Source organism: Niameybacter massiliensis (genome assembly GCF_001282685.1).
Lineage (GTDB): Bacteria > Bacillota > Clostridia > Lachnospirales > Cellulosilyticaceae > Holtiella > Holtiella tumoricola.
In genome coordinates, this window is record NZ_LN875033.1 from 2,501 (window position 1) to 18,600 (window position 16,100).

At 34.1% G+C, this 16,100-nt stretch carries 13 protein-coding genes and 1 other annotated feature (1 of these 14 cut by a window edge); of the genes, 1 reads left to right on the top strand and 12 read right to left on the bottom strand.

Annotated features, from left to right (window positions below; all coding sequences use genetic code 11):
* Positions 1-111 carry the final stretch of a hypothetical protein gene (locus BN2390_RS01795; protein WP_053982639.1) on the top strand. Its footprint begins 156 nt before the window's first position, so 111 of the gene's 267 nt are visible here — the last part of the coding sequence; its start codon lies beyond the left edge, outside the window; the stop codon is at positions 109-111.
* A 101-nt stretch (positions 112-212) separates the two neighbouring features.
* Here the strand turns inward: BN2390_RS01795 and BN2390_RS01800 are convergent, their stop codons facing one another.
* The 12 genes from BN2390_RS01800 to nagE form a co-directional block, all read right to left on the bottom strand.
* Positions 213-728, bottom strand: coding sequence for a hypothetical protein (locus BN2390_RS01800; RefSeq protein ID WP_053982640.1), 516 nt, complete (start codon positions 726-728; stop codon positions 213-215).
* On the bottom strand, positions 713-1,060 hold the full coding sequence (locus tag BN2390_RS01805) for a hypothetical protein (protein ID WP_053982641.1): 348 nt from the start codon (positions 1,058-1,060) through the stop codon (positions 713-715). The genes BN2390_RS01800 and BN2390_RS01805 overlap by 16 nt, the downstream gene beginning before the upstream one ends.
* Before the next feature lie 22 nt (positions 1,061-1,082).
* Positions 1,083-2,456: a GNAT family N-acetyltransferase gene (locus BN2390_RS21305; protein WP_082238533.1), complete on the bottom strand. Its 1,374-nt coding sequence runs from the start codon at positions 2,454-2,456 to the stop codon at positions 1,083-1,085.
* Positions 2,457-2,566: 110 nt separating this feature from the next.
* Positions 2,567-2,833 (bottom strand): CD3324 family protein, encoded by a 267-nt coding sequence (locus BN2390_RS01815; protein ID WP_053982642.1) that lies wholly within the window; start codon positions 2,831-2,833, stop codon positions 2,567-2,569.
* A 358-nt stretch (positions 2,834-3,191) separates the two neighbouring features.
* The gene (locus BN2390_RS22040) at positions 3,192-6,419 is read right to left on the bottom strand and encodes a glycosyl hydrolase family 18 protein (protein ID WP_082238534.1); all 3,228 of its coding nucleotides are present in this window, start codon (positions 6,417-6,419) and stop codon (positions 3,192-3,194) included.
* Between the two features lie 268 nt (positions 6,420-6,687).
* Positions 6,688-7,044 carry a 50S ribosomal protein L20 gene (gene rplT / locus BN2390_RS01825; protein WP_053982643.1) on the bottom strand — a complete coding sequence of 119 codons (357 nt, stop codon included), beginning with the start codon at positions 7,042-7,044 and terminating at the stop codon, positions 6,688-6,690.
* A gap of 25 nt (positions 7,045-7,069) precedes the next feature.
* Entirely contained in the window at positions 7,070-7,267 is a 198-nt protein-coding gene (rpmI, locus tag BN2390_RS01830; RefSeq protein ID WP_053982644.1) for a 50S ribosomal protein L35, read from the bottom strand.
* A gap of 45 nt (positions 7,268-7,312) precedes the next feature.
* Positions 7,313-7,804 carry a translation initiation factor IF-3 gene (gene infC / locus BN2390_RS01835; protein WP_053982645.1) on the bottom strand — a complete coding sequence of 164 codons (492 nt, stop codon included), beginning with the start codon at positions 7,802-7,804 and terminating at the stop codon, positions 7,313-7,315.
* A gap of 268 nt (positions 7,805-8,072) precedes the next feature.
* Positions 8,073-10,046, bottom strand: coding sequence for a threonine--tRNA ligase (gene thrS, locus BN2390_RS01840; RefSeq protein WP_053982646.1), 1,974 nt, complete (start codon positions 10,044-10,046; stop codon positions 8,073-8,075).
* Between the two features lie 114 nt (positions 10,047-10,160).
* On the bottom strand, positions 10,161-12,107 hold the full coding sequence (gene thrS, locus BN2390_RS01845) for a threonine--tRNA ligase (RefSeq protein ID WP_053982791.1): 1,947 nt from the start codon (positions 12,105-12,107) through the stop codon (positions 10,161-10,163).
* A gap of 92 nt (positions 12,108-12,199) precedes the next feature.
* Positions 12,200-12,402 (bottom strand) — a binding site (T-box leader).
* Positions 12,403-12,468: 66 nt separating this feature from the next.
* Positions 12,469-13,314, bottom strand: a complete 846-nt coding sequence (gene ytxC / locus BN2390_RS01850) for a sporulation protein YtxC (RefSeq protein ID WP_053982647.1) — start codon at positions 13,312-13,314, stop codon at positions 12,469-12,471.
* A gap of 1,035 nt (positions 13,315-14,349) precedes the next feature.
* Positions 14,350-15,789 (bottom strand): N-acetylglucosamine-specific PTS transporter subunit IIBC, encoded by a 1,440-nt coding sequence (gene nagE, locus BN2390_RS01855; RefSeq protein ID WP_053982648.1) that lies wholly within the window; start codon positions 15,787-15,789, stop codon positions 14,350-14,352.
* Positions 15,790-16,100: the final 311 nt, after the last annotated feature.

Consider the following 16,100-nt stretch of genomic DNA (forward strand, 5'->3'; position numbering starts at 1 on the left):
TTTTTGGTTTTACATTTAATCTTTAAAGTCAATCCTTTTCTTGTTACCTCTTTTATATGTTGTATTCTTTGTCTACTTAGTAATATTTATTTTATTTACATACAAAAATAGAAGACAAACCTACCTTTGTCTTCTATTTCCATTTAGTTAATTTTAATTTTTTATGATTTCACTTTAATTCTTTAAAATTAAAATAACTAAAAATATGAATTTTACTCTGCCATCATATACTCTTCTAGTTCATACAACATACTTTTCATATCCATATGGCAACTTTCTACGATACTATATTTAGCAATAAGCCACTTTACAAATTCACATCCTATGTAATAACCTATATCAGAATGCCCTTTATAGCTATGCCAATCTCCGAAAAACTCCTGTGTACTCTCATTCTTATCAAGTCTTAACTTATATTCTTTTATTAATTGTTTTTTATTTTCTTTGCACCATATAAGCCATCCATTAGTATCTTGATGATAAAATGAATGATCGTTATATAGTAATTGCTCACAATACATCGCCATTCCTTCTCTATAGAGTTGCCATAATGAATGTTCCCACTGGGTATCTAGTTGAGGACTATTTTCTAATATGTGATCATGCCATATATGTCCAATTTCATGATAGATTAATGCAATCATACTTTTTGTATTATACCACTTAAGTTCTATTATCTTTTCAATGCCTAATAGAATAACTTTTCTGTTTCCTATATTAGTTGCCAACCTGCTCCATTACATAGTCCTAAATAAAAGATAATATCTATATCCAACTGGTATTTTAAATTATTTTCTACCTTTTTAGATAAATCTTTAGTTACCTCTAAAAAAATTTCATGAACTTGTCTTAAAATATCCTCCTCACTAAAAGCTTGTTCAATAACAGGTATTACTTCCTTTTTTAGATTATAATTATTACTATCTTGAATCAGCTTTTCTACTAATAACGGAGATATATTTGCTATATATCTTTTCCATTCTTCTAAAAATGCCGTAGTATTTAATCGCATGCTTGATTCTAACTTTTTTATTTCTTCATATGTATCAATTATTTTCATTGTTCTACCTCATCTATTAATTTCAACTTTTATCTATATGATAAGCCTCATATGCTTCTTCTATTTCAAACCCTATCCCATAGTATAGTTTTAAAGCATTCTCATTTTCTACTTCTACACATAAACAAACCTTCTCAACTTCTGCATCTTGCATAGACCATTTAATAGCATACTGTAAAAGTGCTCTTCCTATGCCTTTCCCTCTATAAGCTTCTTTAACTGCTAGAAAATGTATATACCCTCTTTTACCTGAAAGCTGCTGCTCAATAAACGTATATCCTACTATTTCTTTTCCTTGCTTTACAATAAAGACTTGATGTCCTTCATCTAACATTGTGACTATTTCTTCTCCACTATAATACACCCCTGGCCACGTTAGATCATGAAGTGCTTTTACCTCTTCATATTCTTCAACCGATGGTACTTCTACTAAGTATTCTTCTTCTAATGCACCTATGTTACTAGGATAAATTCTCAAAGTATATTCATCCCCCATAAAATGCGTATGCATTGAACGAAGTAATGATTTACACCACTCATGCTCTTTATGAATAAAAAACTTATAGGTATAGGCATTCCCTAGTTCTTTTAACACAAAACTTATAAGCTGTTCACTAAGTTCTAGCCACATTTGTTTTTCCTTCCCCTCTACAAAAGGACCTACCATTTCTACTACTTGCTTGGCCTCATCAATCTCTAGACCAATTACTGCTACAAGTTTTGAATCCTGCAAAATACCTACAGTTTTATTCTCAGGATCAGCAAAAGATTCTTTGACATCCGCTCTAATACTCTCCGGTTTTACTGAACAATACCCTATCCTATATTGAAGTAACTTATTGTACTTACTCATAAGTTGTACAATTTCCTCAGTATATTCTTCACCTAAATAACAACATTTCATTTCTTCACTCCCCCTTTTCATTATCAAATCATATCTATAACTAAATCCATCTACAGTTGACTTATCTTTTATAAAACCTACGTTTTCAAATAATCTTATTGAAGCATTATTATAATTATAAATTTCTCTTACGCCTAGAGTAGTGTACCCCAACTCTCGTGCCCTTTCTTTTAAAACTTCTATAACTTGCTTACCTATTCCTTTTCCACGATATTTACTTTCCCCTATTACGATAGGCAAATCATCTTTGCATAATGTAACATCACCTATAGGCTTAAATTCATCTTCTTCCTGTATTTCTATAAAATAAAGTTCTCCTTGTTCATTTAAATAGTTATACATTCTTGCAAGCTTTAATGCATCATATACGCTTGCATCTTTTCCATCTACTAGACGTAACATTTCTTCATCTTGATACCAGCTTAATGCAAAATCATAGTTACCATCATATCTTCTCAATCTTAATCCCTTTGTAATATCAATCAATTGCATTTTCTTCTCTCCTTTATTCTGTCCTAAAGAAAAAACAGTAGAGCCATTACTTTTATCATAATGACTCTACTGTCTATAATGCAATCTATAAAATGTCTATCATGTATTTTTTATTTACTACCATATACAATCTTTCTAATACTTGCTAAGCTCAGATGATAAGAACTTGCTAAAGTTTCACAACTTTCTCCACTTGCATATGCTTCCTTAATCGCAGCATTGCGCATAGCTAAATAACTTCTTCCCCCTGAGCATTCTCCCCATTTCTTTTTATGTCCCTTTTTATTGGGTATATAAAGTATTTCACCCTGTATATAGTATTGTATTTGTTCTAATAATTCTTGTGGTAATATATCTTCTGCTTTTCTATATTTCATAATATCGCTCTCCCTAGAAAGTATGTTGTCATTCTCCAAGGTGCAGTATCTATGAAATAGAGCAGGCGACTTTAAACTAAGCTCAGTTCAGGCAATCGCCTTTATCTATTAATAGATCCTGCTGAGCAACTACTAACTCTTGTTGTACAAATCATACTTCTTCCTCCTCGCTTTAAAATTTATTAATATGTTCTTATCATATTATATCATCTTCATACTTTTCAATATCTTTTTAGGTCTATTGCATAATCCCATAAACAAATAAAGGTCTATGAAACTAGAAAATTATAACTCGTTCCATAGACCTTTATTGATAATTTAATTATTCATTCTATATAGCATTTCTATATCTTAGCTATTATAGTTTTTCCCAACTTTCATCACTGCCTGGAGTTGATGTTGTCCACCATTTCGCTTTATATGTTTCTCCATTGTAAGTTACAATATCGCCCCCTACATATGTTCCACCTTGTACATAATTATTATCATTTGATTGATCTTCATCACTGTTACCAGCACCTTCTAACTCCCAACTACTATCACTACCTGGAGTTGAATTTGTCCACCATTTTGCTTTATATACTTGTCCATTGTAGTTTACGCGGTCCCCTTCTACATAAGCTTTACCTGGAATATAAACTTGTGTACCATCTTCATTAACTTGAGGTGCTTTCTCCCATGCACTACTGTTATCTGGCGCTTCACCTTGTACCCACCATTTTGCAGTATACTCTTCACCTTTGTAGATAACCTTATCTCCAGTATTATAAATTCTTTCTGGATTATATGTATCACCTGGTTCTGGTGTTGTTGGTACTTCTTTAACTGTGATATTTCTTACAACAATCGTTGTTAAACCTTCACTATCTGTTACTGTATACATGACTTCATAGCTACCTGGTACATTTACATCTACAAAACCATCTAGTTTGATTGCATGTGTTAAATCACCATCTTCTTTATCATAGGCACTTACATTAGCCATTACATCAAAAGCATCCCCTACTTCAAGTACAATATCTTCTGCTCCGCGAATAACAGGTGCTGTATTTGGTACTTTAGTTACCACTATACGACGCTCTAGTGATGTGAGTGCACCATCTTTATCTTCTACAGTATAGATTAAAATATATGTTCCTTCTTTACTTGTATCTACTTGACCTGTTACTTGAATTGCTCCTGTTAAGTTACCATCTTCTTTGTCATATGCACTAATACCATGCATTACACCAAAGTCTTCACCTACATTAATTTCTACATCTACTACACCACTGATAACAGGTGCTGTATTTGGTAATTTTGTAACGACTACTTGACGCTCTACTTCTGTTACTAAGCCTTTTGAATCTACAACTTTATAAGTTAGTACATAAGTACCTTCTTTGTTTGTATCTACATTTCCTACTACTTGAATTGCTGTTGTTAAGTCACCATCTTCCTCATCATGTGCTCTTACACCAGCCATCTTATCAAAATCTTGTCCTATATTAATTTCAATATTGTCTGCCCCTGTAATAACTGGAGCTGTATTTTCTTTTACAACAACATTACGTACTACTGTTGTTGTAACTTCCTGGCTATCTGACACTGTATAAGTTAATGTATATTGACCTACAGTTGTTGTATCTACTGCACCTTCTACTGTAATTGTTTCTGTTAAATCTCCATCTTCTTTATCTGTTGCTACTACATTTGCCATAGGATCAAATGTATCCCCTACTGTTAAAATTACATCTTCTATGCCTATAAATACTGGAGCTTGATTAACATTTGCATCTTTTCCTGCTGGTATCATACCATTAAACGTAATATTTCTTACACCACTAAAGCATAAACCGATCATTCCTTGAAGATTAGTTGTTGCACCTGCTGCTAAGTTTTGCCATCCTGAAGATTGAATAGTTATTCTTGTGAATTCACCATTATCTTGTTTTGTTACTGTTCCACCCCAAGTAGATTTGAATTCAGCTGACTTTGGTAAATCAAAAGCAATTTCCCATCCACCTTTAATTTCTTCATCTGTATGGTTTGTAATAATAAATTCATATGTATAGTTTGGATGATCATAGTTACCTTTTAGCTCTACTTCAACACCAATTTCTGATGTTCCTTTTAAACTCTCATCTGTTTTGTTAGCTGGCCCCATTACTTCAAGACCATCACTTAATCTCTTAGTAAGTGTATTTCCATAGGTGTACTTACCTTCATTAATATCTGTTGAACCTGGTACATAGTTTGGATTTAAACCATAATCACCATCCATAACCCAGATTAATGCACCACCTAAGTTTTTCTCTTCAATATATTTTAAGCGTTCATCTATTGACCTTTCATTTTCATAGCTTAAGAATACACGTTCATCTGGTTGCCATAAATGTGGTACCTTACCAACATTATCCCAATATACTTGTAAATTTGGATCTTCTTCCATTAAGTTAAGTACATGCCATAATGGGTTTGCACCTGCTGGTATCTGATAGCCTGTTGTATCATAATCTCCCCAGATATTGTACTTACCTGTTGCTGGTGTTTTACTGCTACCATGTAAACCTGTACCATCTCCGCCTTGTACATTCTCCCAACCTCTTGTGTAGTAAGGAATCCCCATAAGAATTTTTTCCGGAGGTAGTACACCACGATAGTAATTGTATGACCAATCCATACCTAATACTGGCATAATCATTCCTTTTGTTTCTGTATCTGCTGGATCTGGATAAATATTAGCTTGGTTTTCAACATATTGATTCCATCCACCATGATAGTCATAAGACATAATGCTTAAGAAATCTAAGTAGTTAGCATATTCATTAGACTCAACACCACCTAACACCCATGAAGATGCTGACACAGCAGCTGTTAGCATATAGTATTTTCCATCTTCTCTACCAGCTTTATCAAGTCCTTCTCTTAATTTCTTCATCATCACATTGTAACGTTTATTAATTGTTTGACGACGTGGCTCAGATACATCAAAATCATCTGGATTCCCTGATTGGCTTGTTGATGATGGGAATTCAAAGTCAATATCAATACCATCAAATCCATATGTTCTAATAAAGTCAACACATGATTGTACAAATGTATCAATACCTTGGTCTGTATCCATCATTGTGTAGAATCCACGTGAACCAGCCCATCCACCTACTGACATTAATAATGTTACATCTGGAAACTGCTTTTTCATTTGTTGAAGAATATTAAAATGTCCTTGATAAGGTAAGTTTGGATCAAGTGTTACAGGTTTTCCATTATAACTTAAATCCATGCCTTCAAATGTTTCCTCTATCGCTGCTTCACGATCAGAGAAAGTAATTTGATTTGTTTTTTCATCTACAAATGCAAAAGAATACTGAATATGTGTTAGTTCTTCCCATTGTAAATCTGTTACATTAAAATAATTATGCTCTGCTGACTTATATGCCCATTCTGGAAAATAACCTACAATTTTTCTTTCTAAATCTTCCGGTCTACTTGCTACTCTATCTTGTTCAACTGCCAATACTGTCCCAAAAGTTGGGATAGCACCATATACCATAGTCATACCAAGAACAACTGCCATAAGTTTTCTTATCTTACCTAATTTCATATTAAGCTCCTTCTTATATATTTAAATATTTTTATATTTATCTCCATTTATTACTTATATTGGTCATCTACATTATTTCGCAACTTATGTCCCTAGGTCAACATCCTACTTGTCCCTTATTTGTCCTCTTAATGTCCTTACTTTACTTAAAACTTTCTACTATCCCTTACGTTCTATAAAAAATAGATTTTATATACCAAAAAAGGCCTAGGCATAATTGCCTAGACCTCTTTTTATATTAACTTGAAATATTTTAAATTAGCTTAAATTATTTTAAGTTAGCTTTAGCTGTTTCAACTAATGTTGTGAAAGCTGCTGCATCATTGATAGCCATATCAGCTAACATTTTTCTGTTGATTGTGATGTTAGCGTTTTTAAGACCATTCATGAAACGGCTGTATGATAAACCGTTCATTCTGCTTGCTGCGTTAATACGAGCAATCCATAATGTTCTGAATTCACGTTTTCTTTGTTTTCTACCAGCATATGAGTAGCTTAATGATTTCATTACAGCTTGTTTAGCTGTTCTGAATTGTTTAGATTTCGCGCCTCTATAGCCTTTAGCTAATTTTAATACTCTGTTACGTCTTTTTTTAGTAGCCATGCCACCTTTTACTCTCGCCATGTTCCTAACCTCCTACTGCTTTTTCTTATAAATGTGGTAATAAACGTTTCATTTGTTTTTCGTTTGTTGAATCAACAAGTCCAGCATGTCTTAAGTTACGTTTTCTCTTAGGAGATTTTTTTGTTAAGATGTGACTTGTGTATGCTTTTGATCTTTTAAGTTTTCCTGATCCTGTTACTTTGAAGCGTTTTGCTGCTGCTCTATTTGTTTTTAATTTAGCCATGAGTAGGATCCTCCTTTTAATAATTTAATTTTTATCTTAAGGTAACTATTTTGGTGCTACCACGATAGCCATGTTTCTACCTTCTAATTTAGGTCTGTTTTCAGCTACGCCATACTCTTCGAGAAGTGACATTGCTTGATCTAATATCTCAACACCTTTTTGTGTATGCATCATCTCACGTCCACGGAACATAACTGATACTTTAACTTTGTCCCCTGCTTTTAAGAATTTTTGAGCATTACGGACTTTAGTTTCGAAGTCATGTTTATCAATACTTGCTGAAAATCTAACTTCTTTAACACTAACTGTTTTTTGATTTTTACGAGCTTCTTTTTCTTTCTTAGCTGCATCAAATTTGTATTTACCGTAATCCATCACCTTACATACTGGTGGTTTTGCTTGTGGAGCAATTTTGACAAGATCAAGATTTTTTTCACTGGCCATTTGTTGAGCGTCTCTAATTGATACAATACCAATTTGCTCTCCATCTGCACCAATAAGTCTTACTTCTTTGTCACGAATTTGTTCGTTAATCATTAATTCGTTAATAATGGGCACCTCCTAAATTTGTTTGCCTGTATGAATTTAAACATCTCTTTTTGCGTTGATGTGAACGCACTAAAATAAAGAAGTGGATAGATGCATTCAACCTACCCACTTCTTTTCTATATCATACTAAATCTGTCGATTTAAAATTCAATTAGTATGACCTTACGAACTTAAGTCGTTGTAAGGTGAGAAGAGATAGCTTCTACTTGCATCTGATAACATATGAAATCTTACCATAGACAATTAGGTTTGTCAACTAGTTGTTCTCGTTTTGATCCTTCATTTCTAGATGGTAATTATATCTAGTTTTAATTTCGTTTGAAACACGGCTTACAAATATGTCTAGTGCTACAGCACCTTCATCACCATTTTGTCTGCTTCTTACAGATACAGTTCTATTCGCTTCTTCATCCATACCTACAACTAAGATGTATGGTACACGTTCCATACGTGCTTCACGGATTTTGTAACCGATTTTTTCTGTTCTGTAATCTGCTTCAACTTTTACGCCGTTATCTTTAAGTGCTTTAGTAACTTCTGCTGCATAATCAGCATATTTATCTGAAATAGGAAGTACTTTAACTGCTGTTGGTGCAAGCCATGCTGGGAACGCCCCTGCATATTTTTCAATAAGCATAGCAAGTGTTCTTTCATAACATCCAATTGATGAACGATGGATAATGTATGGACGTTTCTTCTCTCCATTTGAATCTACATAAGTCATACCAAAACGTTCTGCTAATGCAAAGTCAATTTGGATTGTGATAATTGTATCTTCTTTACCATGTACATTTTTAAATTGAATATCAAGTTTTGGGCCATAGAATGCAGCTTCACCCTCTGCTTCTGTATAGTCAATATCAAGATGATCTAAGATATTTTTCATGATAACTTGAGTTTCTTCCCAAGCTGCTGGGTTATCAATATATTTCTCTGTATTTGATGGATCCCATTTAGAGAATCTGTAAGAAATATCTTTATCAATACCAAGTGTATTCATAATGTATTTGATAAGGTCAAGACATCCTTTAAATTCATCTTCAAGTTGCTCTGGTGTACATACAATATGTCCATCTGCAAGTGTAAATTGTCTTACACGAATAAGTCCATGCATTTCTCCTGAAGATTCATTTCTTGCAAGGGTAGCTGTTTCAGCATAACGGATAGGAAGATCACGATAGCTGTGTTGCTCTGAGTTATAGATACAGAATTGGAATGGGCATGTCATTGGACGAAGTGCAATAATTTCATTATCTGTTTCTTCTTCTCCCATTACAAACATACCATCTTTGTAGTGATCCCAGTGACCTGAAATTTTGTAAAGGTCATTTTTAGCCATGCTTGGTGTTTTTGTAAGTACATAGCCACGTCTTTCTTCCTCATCTTCTACCCATCTTTGAAGTGTTTGGATAACACGTGCACCTTTTGGCATCATAAGTGGAAGCCCTTGTCCTACTGCTTCATCTGTTGTGAAGAGTTTAAGTTCACGACCAAGTTTATTATGATCACGTTTTTTAGCTTCTTCAAGTTTTTCTAAATGCTCATTAAGCTCAGCTTTTTTAGGGAATGCTGTTGCATAGATACGAGCAAGCATTTTGTTTTTCTCATTACCTTTCCAGTACGCACCTGCAGCATAAAGAATTTTAAAAGCATCTACTGGTTTTGTACTCATAAGGTGAGGACCTGCACAAAGGTCTACAAATTCGCCTTGTTTATAGAAAGAAATAATTTCACCTTCTGGAAGGTCACGAATAAGTTCTACTTTATATGGTTCACCTGCTTCTTCCATCATTTTAATAGCTTCTTCACGAGGAAGTTCAAATCTTTCAATAGGAAGTTTTGCTTTTACAATTTTTTTCATTTCAGCTTCAATGGCTTTAAATTCTTCCTCTGTAAATGCTGTTTCACGATCAAAATCATAGTAGAAACCATCTTCTATAGCTGGTCCAATAGCAAGTTTTACATCTGGATAGAGATTCTTAACTGCTTGAGCTAAAATATGAGCTGCTGTATGGCGGAATGCCCATTTCCCTTCTTTATCATTGAATGTAAGAATTTCAATACTCGCATCTTCTGTAACTGGTGTTCTAAGGTCTACCATTTCACCGTTTAATTTACCTGCACAAGCAGCACGTGCTAAACCTTCACTAAGGTCTTTAGCAATATCTAAAATAGTGATACCTGCTTCATACTGCTTCTTAGTACCATCTTTTAAAGTAATATTAATCATTTTTCACCTCTATATATTGTATAGTTTCTTTATATTAAGAAGAGCTAAAGTTTATATTACAAATAAACTTCAGCCCTTACTTAGATACTGTTTTAGTCTTCTAAACTTTTAAGTTTATTCTTCTGTAGTTTCTTCTGTTTTATTGCCTGAAACTAGGTAGTTATACTTAGTTTTAATTTCTTCTGTAATTTTGCCAATGAAATCTTGAAGTGGCATCTTGCCTTCTTCACCATTTTCACGACTTCTAACAGCTACCTTATCTTCTGCTTCTTCTTCAGCACCTACAACTAAGATGTATGGTACACGTTCCATACGTGCTTCACGAATCTTGTAACCAATCTTCTCTGCACGTTCATCAATTTCAACTTTTACACCTGCATCTAATAAGCTTGCTTGAACTTTTTCAGCATACTCATGGTATTTTTCTGAGATAGGAAGTACTTTTACTTGTACTGGAGCAAGCCATGTTGGGAATGCACCTGCAAAGTGTTCTGTAATAACCCCAATGAAACGTTCAATACTTCCTAAGATAACACGGTGAATCATAACTGGTCTGTGTTTTTCACCATCTGCTCCAACATATTCAAGTTCGAAGCGTTCTGGAAGTTGGAAGTCTAATTGGATTGTACCACATTGCCATGTTCTACCTAAGCAGTCTTCAAGTTTGAAGTCAATCTTTGGACCATAGAATGCGCCATCACCTTCGTTGATTTTGTAATCATAGCCTAAATCTGTTAAAGCTTCTTTTAAAGCTTCTGTTGCTGTTTCCCAAGCTTCATCACTACCCATACTATCTTCTGGTCTTGTAGAAACTTCTACTTTATATTTGAAACCAAATGCTTTATAAACTTCATCAATAAGTGTTACAACACCTTTGATCTCACTCTTAATTTGTTCTGGAAGCATAAAGATATGTGCATCATCTTGAGTAAAGTTACGTACACGCATAAGACCATGTAACGCACCTGAAAGCTCATGTCTGTGTACAAGTCCTAATTCACCCATACGAAGTGGAAGGTCACGATAAGAACGCATCTTTGTCTTATACACTAACATACCGCCTGGACAGTTCATAGGCTTGATCGCATAATCCATTTCATCAATGACTGTTGTGTACATGTTTTCACGGTAGTGATCCCAGTGTCCACTTGTAAGCCATAAATCTTTATTTAAAATAATTGGAGTAGAGATTTCTTGATAACCCGCTTTTTTGTGAATTTCTCTCCAATAATTAATAAGTGTGTTTCTAAGTTCCATTCCTTTTGGTAAGAAGAATGGGAAACCAGGACCTTCATCAAGGATTGTGAATAATTCAAGTTCACGCCCTAATTTACGATGATCACGTTTTTTAGCTTCTTCGATTTTAGCTAAGTGATCTGCTAACTCTGATTTTTTTGCAAATGCTGTTGCATAAATACGAGAAAGCATTTTATTCTTTTCACTACCTCTCCAGTATGCACCTGCAACAGAAAGAAGTTTAATAGCTTCTACTGGTTTTGTAGTCATAAGGTGAGGGCCTGCACAAAGGTCTACAAATTCACCTTGTTTATAGAAGGAAATCACTTCACCTTCTGGAAGATCTTGAATTAACTCTACCTTATAAGGTTCACCTGCTTCTTCCATCATTTTAATAGCTTCTTCACGAGGAAGCTCAAATCTTTCAATAGCAAGTTTTTCTTTTACGATTTTTTTCATTTCAGCTTCAATGGCTACAAAATCTTCTTCTGTGAAAGGTCTTGCGCTATCAAAGTCATAATAGAAACCATCTTCTATAGCTGGTCCAATTGCAAGTTTTGTATCTGGATAAAGTCTTTTAACTGCTTGAGCTAAAATATGAGCACCTGTATGACGGAATGCCCATCTACCATCTGCATCTTTGAAAGTTACAATTTCTAACTCACAATCTTGATCTAAAGTATCTCTAAGATCTACTCTTTCACCATTTACTAGACCACAACAAGCCATTCTTGCTAAGCCTTCGCTTAAGTCTTTTGCTACATCTAGTACACTAATACCTGCTTCGTATTGTTTTACAACACCATCTTTTAAAGTAATGTTAATCATAACATTCCCTCCCTTTTCAATATAGTGTGTACTATTTCTAGAATTTGGGCATCAAAAAACTCTCGTCCTTTTCTAGCCACAAAAACTAGAAAAGGGACGAGAGTACATTTCCCGCGGTTCCACCCTTATTGTTTCTTTTAGAAACCTCTTGTTTCGACTATAACGTAGTCAACGGATTGGTTCTCAATCACTCAGAGTTGGTCTTCACCTATATTGCTTTAAAAATGCTCCCACCAACGCATCTTCTCTCTGAAAAAGTTCTATAAGCTACTTGTCTCTTCAACGTTTTTAAATATTCTATACTCATTCTATTCAAATTCCCCATCACTGTCAACACCATTCTTAACATAGTAGTTTTTTACAGCTGTTTTTGACAAAACTCACAGCCTTTACAACATATAAGTTGATCTCTAAAAAGAGTCTTGAGTGTTTCTAAAAATGGTTTATTTAATTTTTCATAGAAATCATGTAATACAATCTCTTTTGGAGATAAAGTGATAAGCATATGCAACACGCGGTCTTCTATAGTAAGTGCTTCATCTTCCAAGTCTTCACAATACAGTTTGGTCCAATAATCCGTTTGATCTTTTTCTTCTTCATCAAACAATAAAATAGTACCATCCTGTCTAGGCACTAAATGAACAAGCTCTATTTGTTCTTCCTGTAATCCCTTCATTTGTAGCAAAAAATTTATAAATTGTATATAGTCTTTTTGCATCTCATAGTCATATATGGTCTGTTCTATTACATCTTCAAGGATTACTTTATATTTTTCACTTCTAAAAGTAATCCAGCCATCTATGTTAATTTCCTTATATTTCTCTAATTCTTTATATATAGGAGTATAAATTACATAATAAGAAATATAAGATACACCATCTTCCTTAGCTATATAGTTATTATGGATAAATAATTTTTCTATTTCTCTTTTCTCCATTTTATCTAAGTCTTTACGAGCCCTTAAATAAGTTTTTGCAAATCCCTTTAAAAGTTCCTCTTGAATAAAATCTCCTATTAAAGTTACCATATTATTCAAGCTTTGCTCTTTATCTTTTTTATTCGGAGTAAATTTAAAACTATCTATATGCGCAAAGTGCTCTTCTTCCCATTTCTCTCCTTGAAACTTTTGCTCTATTAAAGCACTCTCTAGTTTCGTCTTAAAAGGTTCTCCATACTTTTGTGTCCAGACTTTATATTGAATCATTGTATGCCTCCTCTGACTCCTCTAATTCAATATATGAGTGACCACTTGTTCACTTTCCCCAATATTAAATGTTCTTTTTGAATATTTTTAGTATGAGGATAAAATAAATATTTGGTTAAGTGTGAGGGCATGTAGGCAAGCTTATTATACTCCAACTTTTAGTCCTCAACCTTTAAGAGAGGCTAAGTTCATTTCATCAAACTAACGGTCAAAACTCAGAAAACAAGTTCACTTTTCTTCAAACATTTCCCTAAAACCAGTTTGATTCCATTCACTAAGCCTCTCTAAAAAGTCTGCGGAGGAAGTTTCCATACAATAACTTACCTTACAGCCCATCACATAATAGCCCCTTCCGATAGAAAAATAGCTAAACTACTGATGTATTTTCTAAACATCTTTCATGTGAAAATGCTTAATCATTTAGAAGTTTAAATCAAAAGCACTATCAATTCTACAAAGCGTGTCTTACTTAACCCAGTAGCAAAAGGCATTGATACCTGCAAGATTTTGCCTTCCGAAGAAGAAACATTTACTCCTATCTCTTCACCACGGGGTGTCACTGGAAGTGAAAACTTACCTTCGTGAGTAGAAAAGGGCAGTAATACGTGGGTAACCTCACTGGAGCTTTTTTCGAGGATGGACTTAGAATATAAGCTACATGCAGTTTAGTAATCTCTCCGCCGGCACAGTCCACAAAGTGAGGGAGGCATATTCGTAGACTTGATTCAGTGAGCTGGATAGGTGCGTTCTCCGGAATCTGCCTACGTAGCTTTCAGATAAGAAATGTACGAAATAAAAAAATAATGGTTTTAGGTGTGCTGTTTGAGCGTAGCGAGTTCACACCGTTATTATTTTGAATGAGTTACATTTCTCTGAAAGCTGAGTGTAGCAGGTGGAGGAGAATCCACCTAGCTAACTCACGCAAGTAGACTAAATATAAGCACACCCTCACTCTATAAAATATTTATTCTATAATTCAACGTATAAGAAGGGCTACTACGCATTTTGCGTAGTAGCCCTTCTATATAGTCTTTTTTATTTACAAAGTTTTGCTAATTCATCAGCAACAAATTGTACTTGTGTTCCAATAATAATTTGGATACTTGTTTTGCTTGGTCTCATAACACCACGAGCACCTGATGATTTAATTTTCTTTTCATCAATTAATGTGTAATCTTTGATTTCAAGTCTTAAACGTGTGATACAGTTATCAATAGATGCAACGTTACCTTTTCCACCAAGACCTTCTAAGATTGTTTTAGCTACTGCTGTGTAGTCATTATTTGCAAGAGTTACTTGTGTTTCATCTCCATCAACATCATCGTCTTCCCTACCTGGTGTTTTAAGATTGAATTTAGTAATAACAAATCTAAATACTGCATAGTAAACTACACTAAAACCTAAGCCAATTGGAACTAACCATAATGGGTTAAGTGCCATTGGTGCTTTTAAACTAAGTACTAAGTCAACAAGACCTGCACTAAAGTTGAAACCAGCTCTTACTGGTAATAAAGCTACAATAAATGCTGAAATACCTGTTAAGATAGCATGGATTAAGTATAATACTGGAGCTAAGAACATGAATGCAAATTCAAGTGGTTCTGTAACCCCTGTAAAGAATGAACAAAGTGCTGCAGCACTTAATAAACCAAATGCTACTTTTTTCTTGTTATCTTTAGCTGTATGATACATAGCTAAAGCTGCTGCTGGTAAACCAAACATCATAACTGGGAAGAATCCTGACATGTACATACCTGTTTGACCAAGTGTACCTGTACCTGCCCAGAAGTTACCTAAGTCATTGATTCCTGCAACGTCAAACCAGAATACTGAGTTAAGTGCATGGTGAAGACCAACTGGGATAAGTAAACGGTTAAGGAATGCATAGATACCTGCCCCAACTGCACCTGTACTAATAATTGCTTTACCAATAGCCACAAGTCCTGTATAAAGAATAGGCCATACAAAGAATAAGATTAATACTGCAATAAGGCTGACTGTTGCTGTAACAATTGCTACACAACGCTTACCACTAAAGAATGATAAGAAATCTGGTAACTTAGTATTTTTGAATTTGTTGTAACATGTAGCACCTATAATACCTGCAAGAATACCAATGAATTGGTTTTCTATTTTTCCAAATGCCATATTAGCTTCTGCACCTGTTAATGCCGCAACTGTTCCTGTTGATAATAATTTAGTAATCATTAACCATGATACTAATGCTGCAAGTCCGGATGTTCCATCTTTATCATCAGACATACCAACACCAACACCAATTGCAAATAAAATAGCCATGTTATCAATTAAAGCACCACCTGCTTTAACCAAGAATGTTGCTACAACATTTGCATCTCCTGTAATCATAATGTTTGGGTCAATCCAGTATCCTATTCCCATAAGGATACCTGCAACTGGTAAACATGCTACCGGGAGCATTAATGATTTACCGAGTTTTTGAAGATACTTCATCATAATTATTTCCCCCTTATTTTGTATTTGTTCATTTTTAAAGGTGATATGTTTTAATAAGTATAATATGTACAGTTTATCCACCTTCACCGCTTAATATCGTACGTTTCCTAGAAAACAAAAAAACCAAATTTTGGGACACACAAAAAATATATATTTTAAATTACTAAAATATGTATTTTTATGTCCGCAAAATTTGGTTTTGCCTGCTTTACCAGTAACACCCCGTTCGATATTTGCTAAAATTAGTTTAGCAAATCCCAACATGGTTGTCAACAATTCAAAACATTTTTTTGTGCATTTAGTCTGTTTTA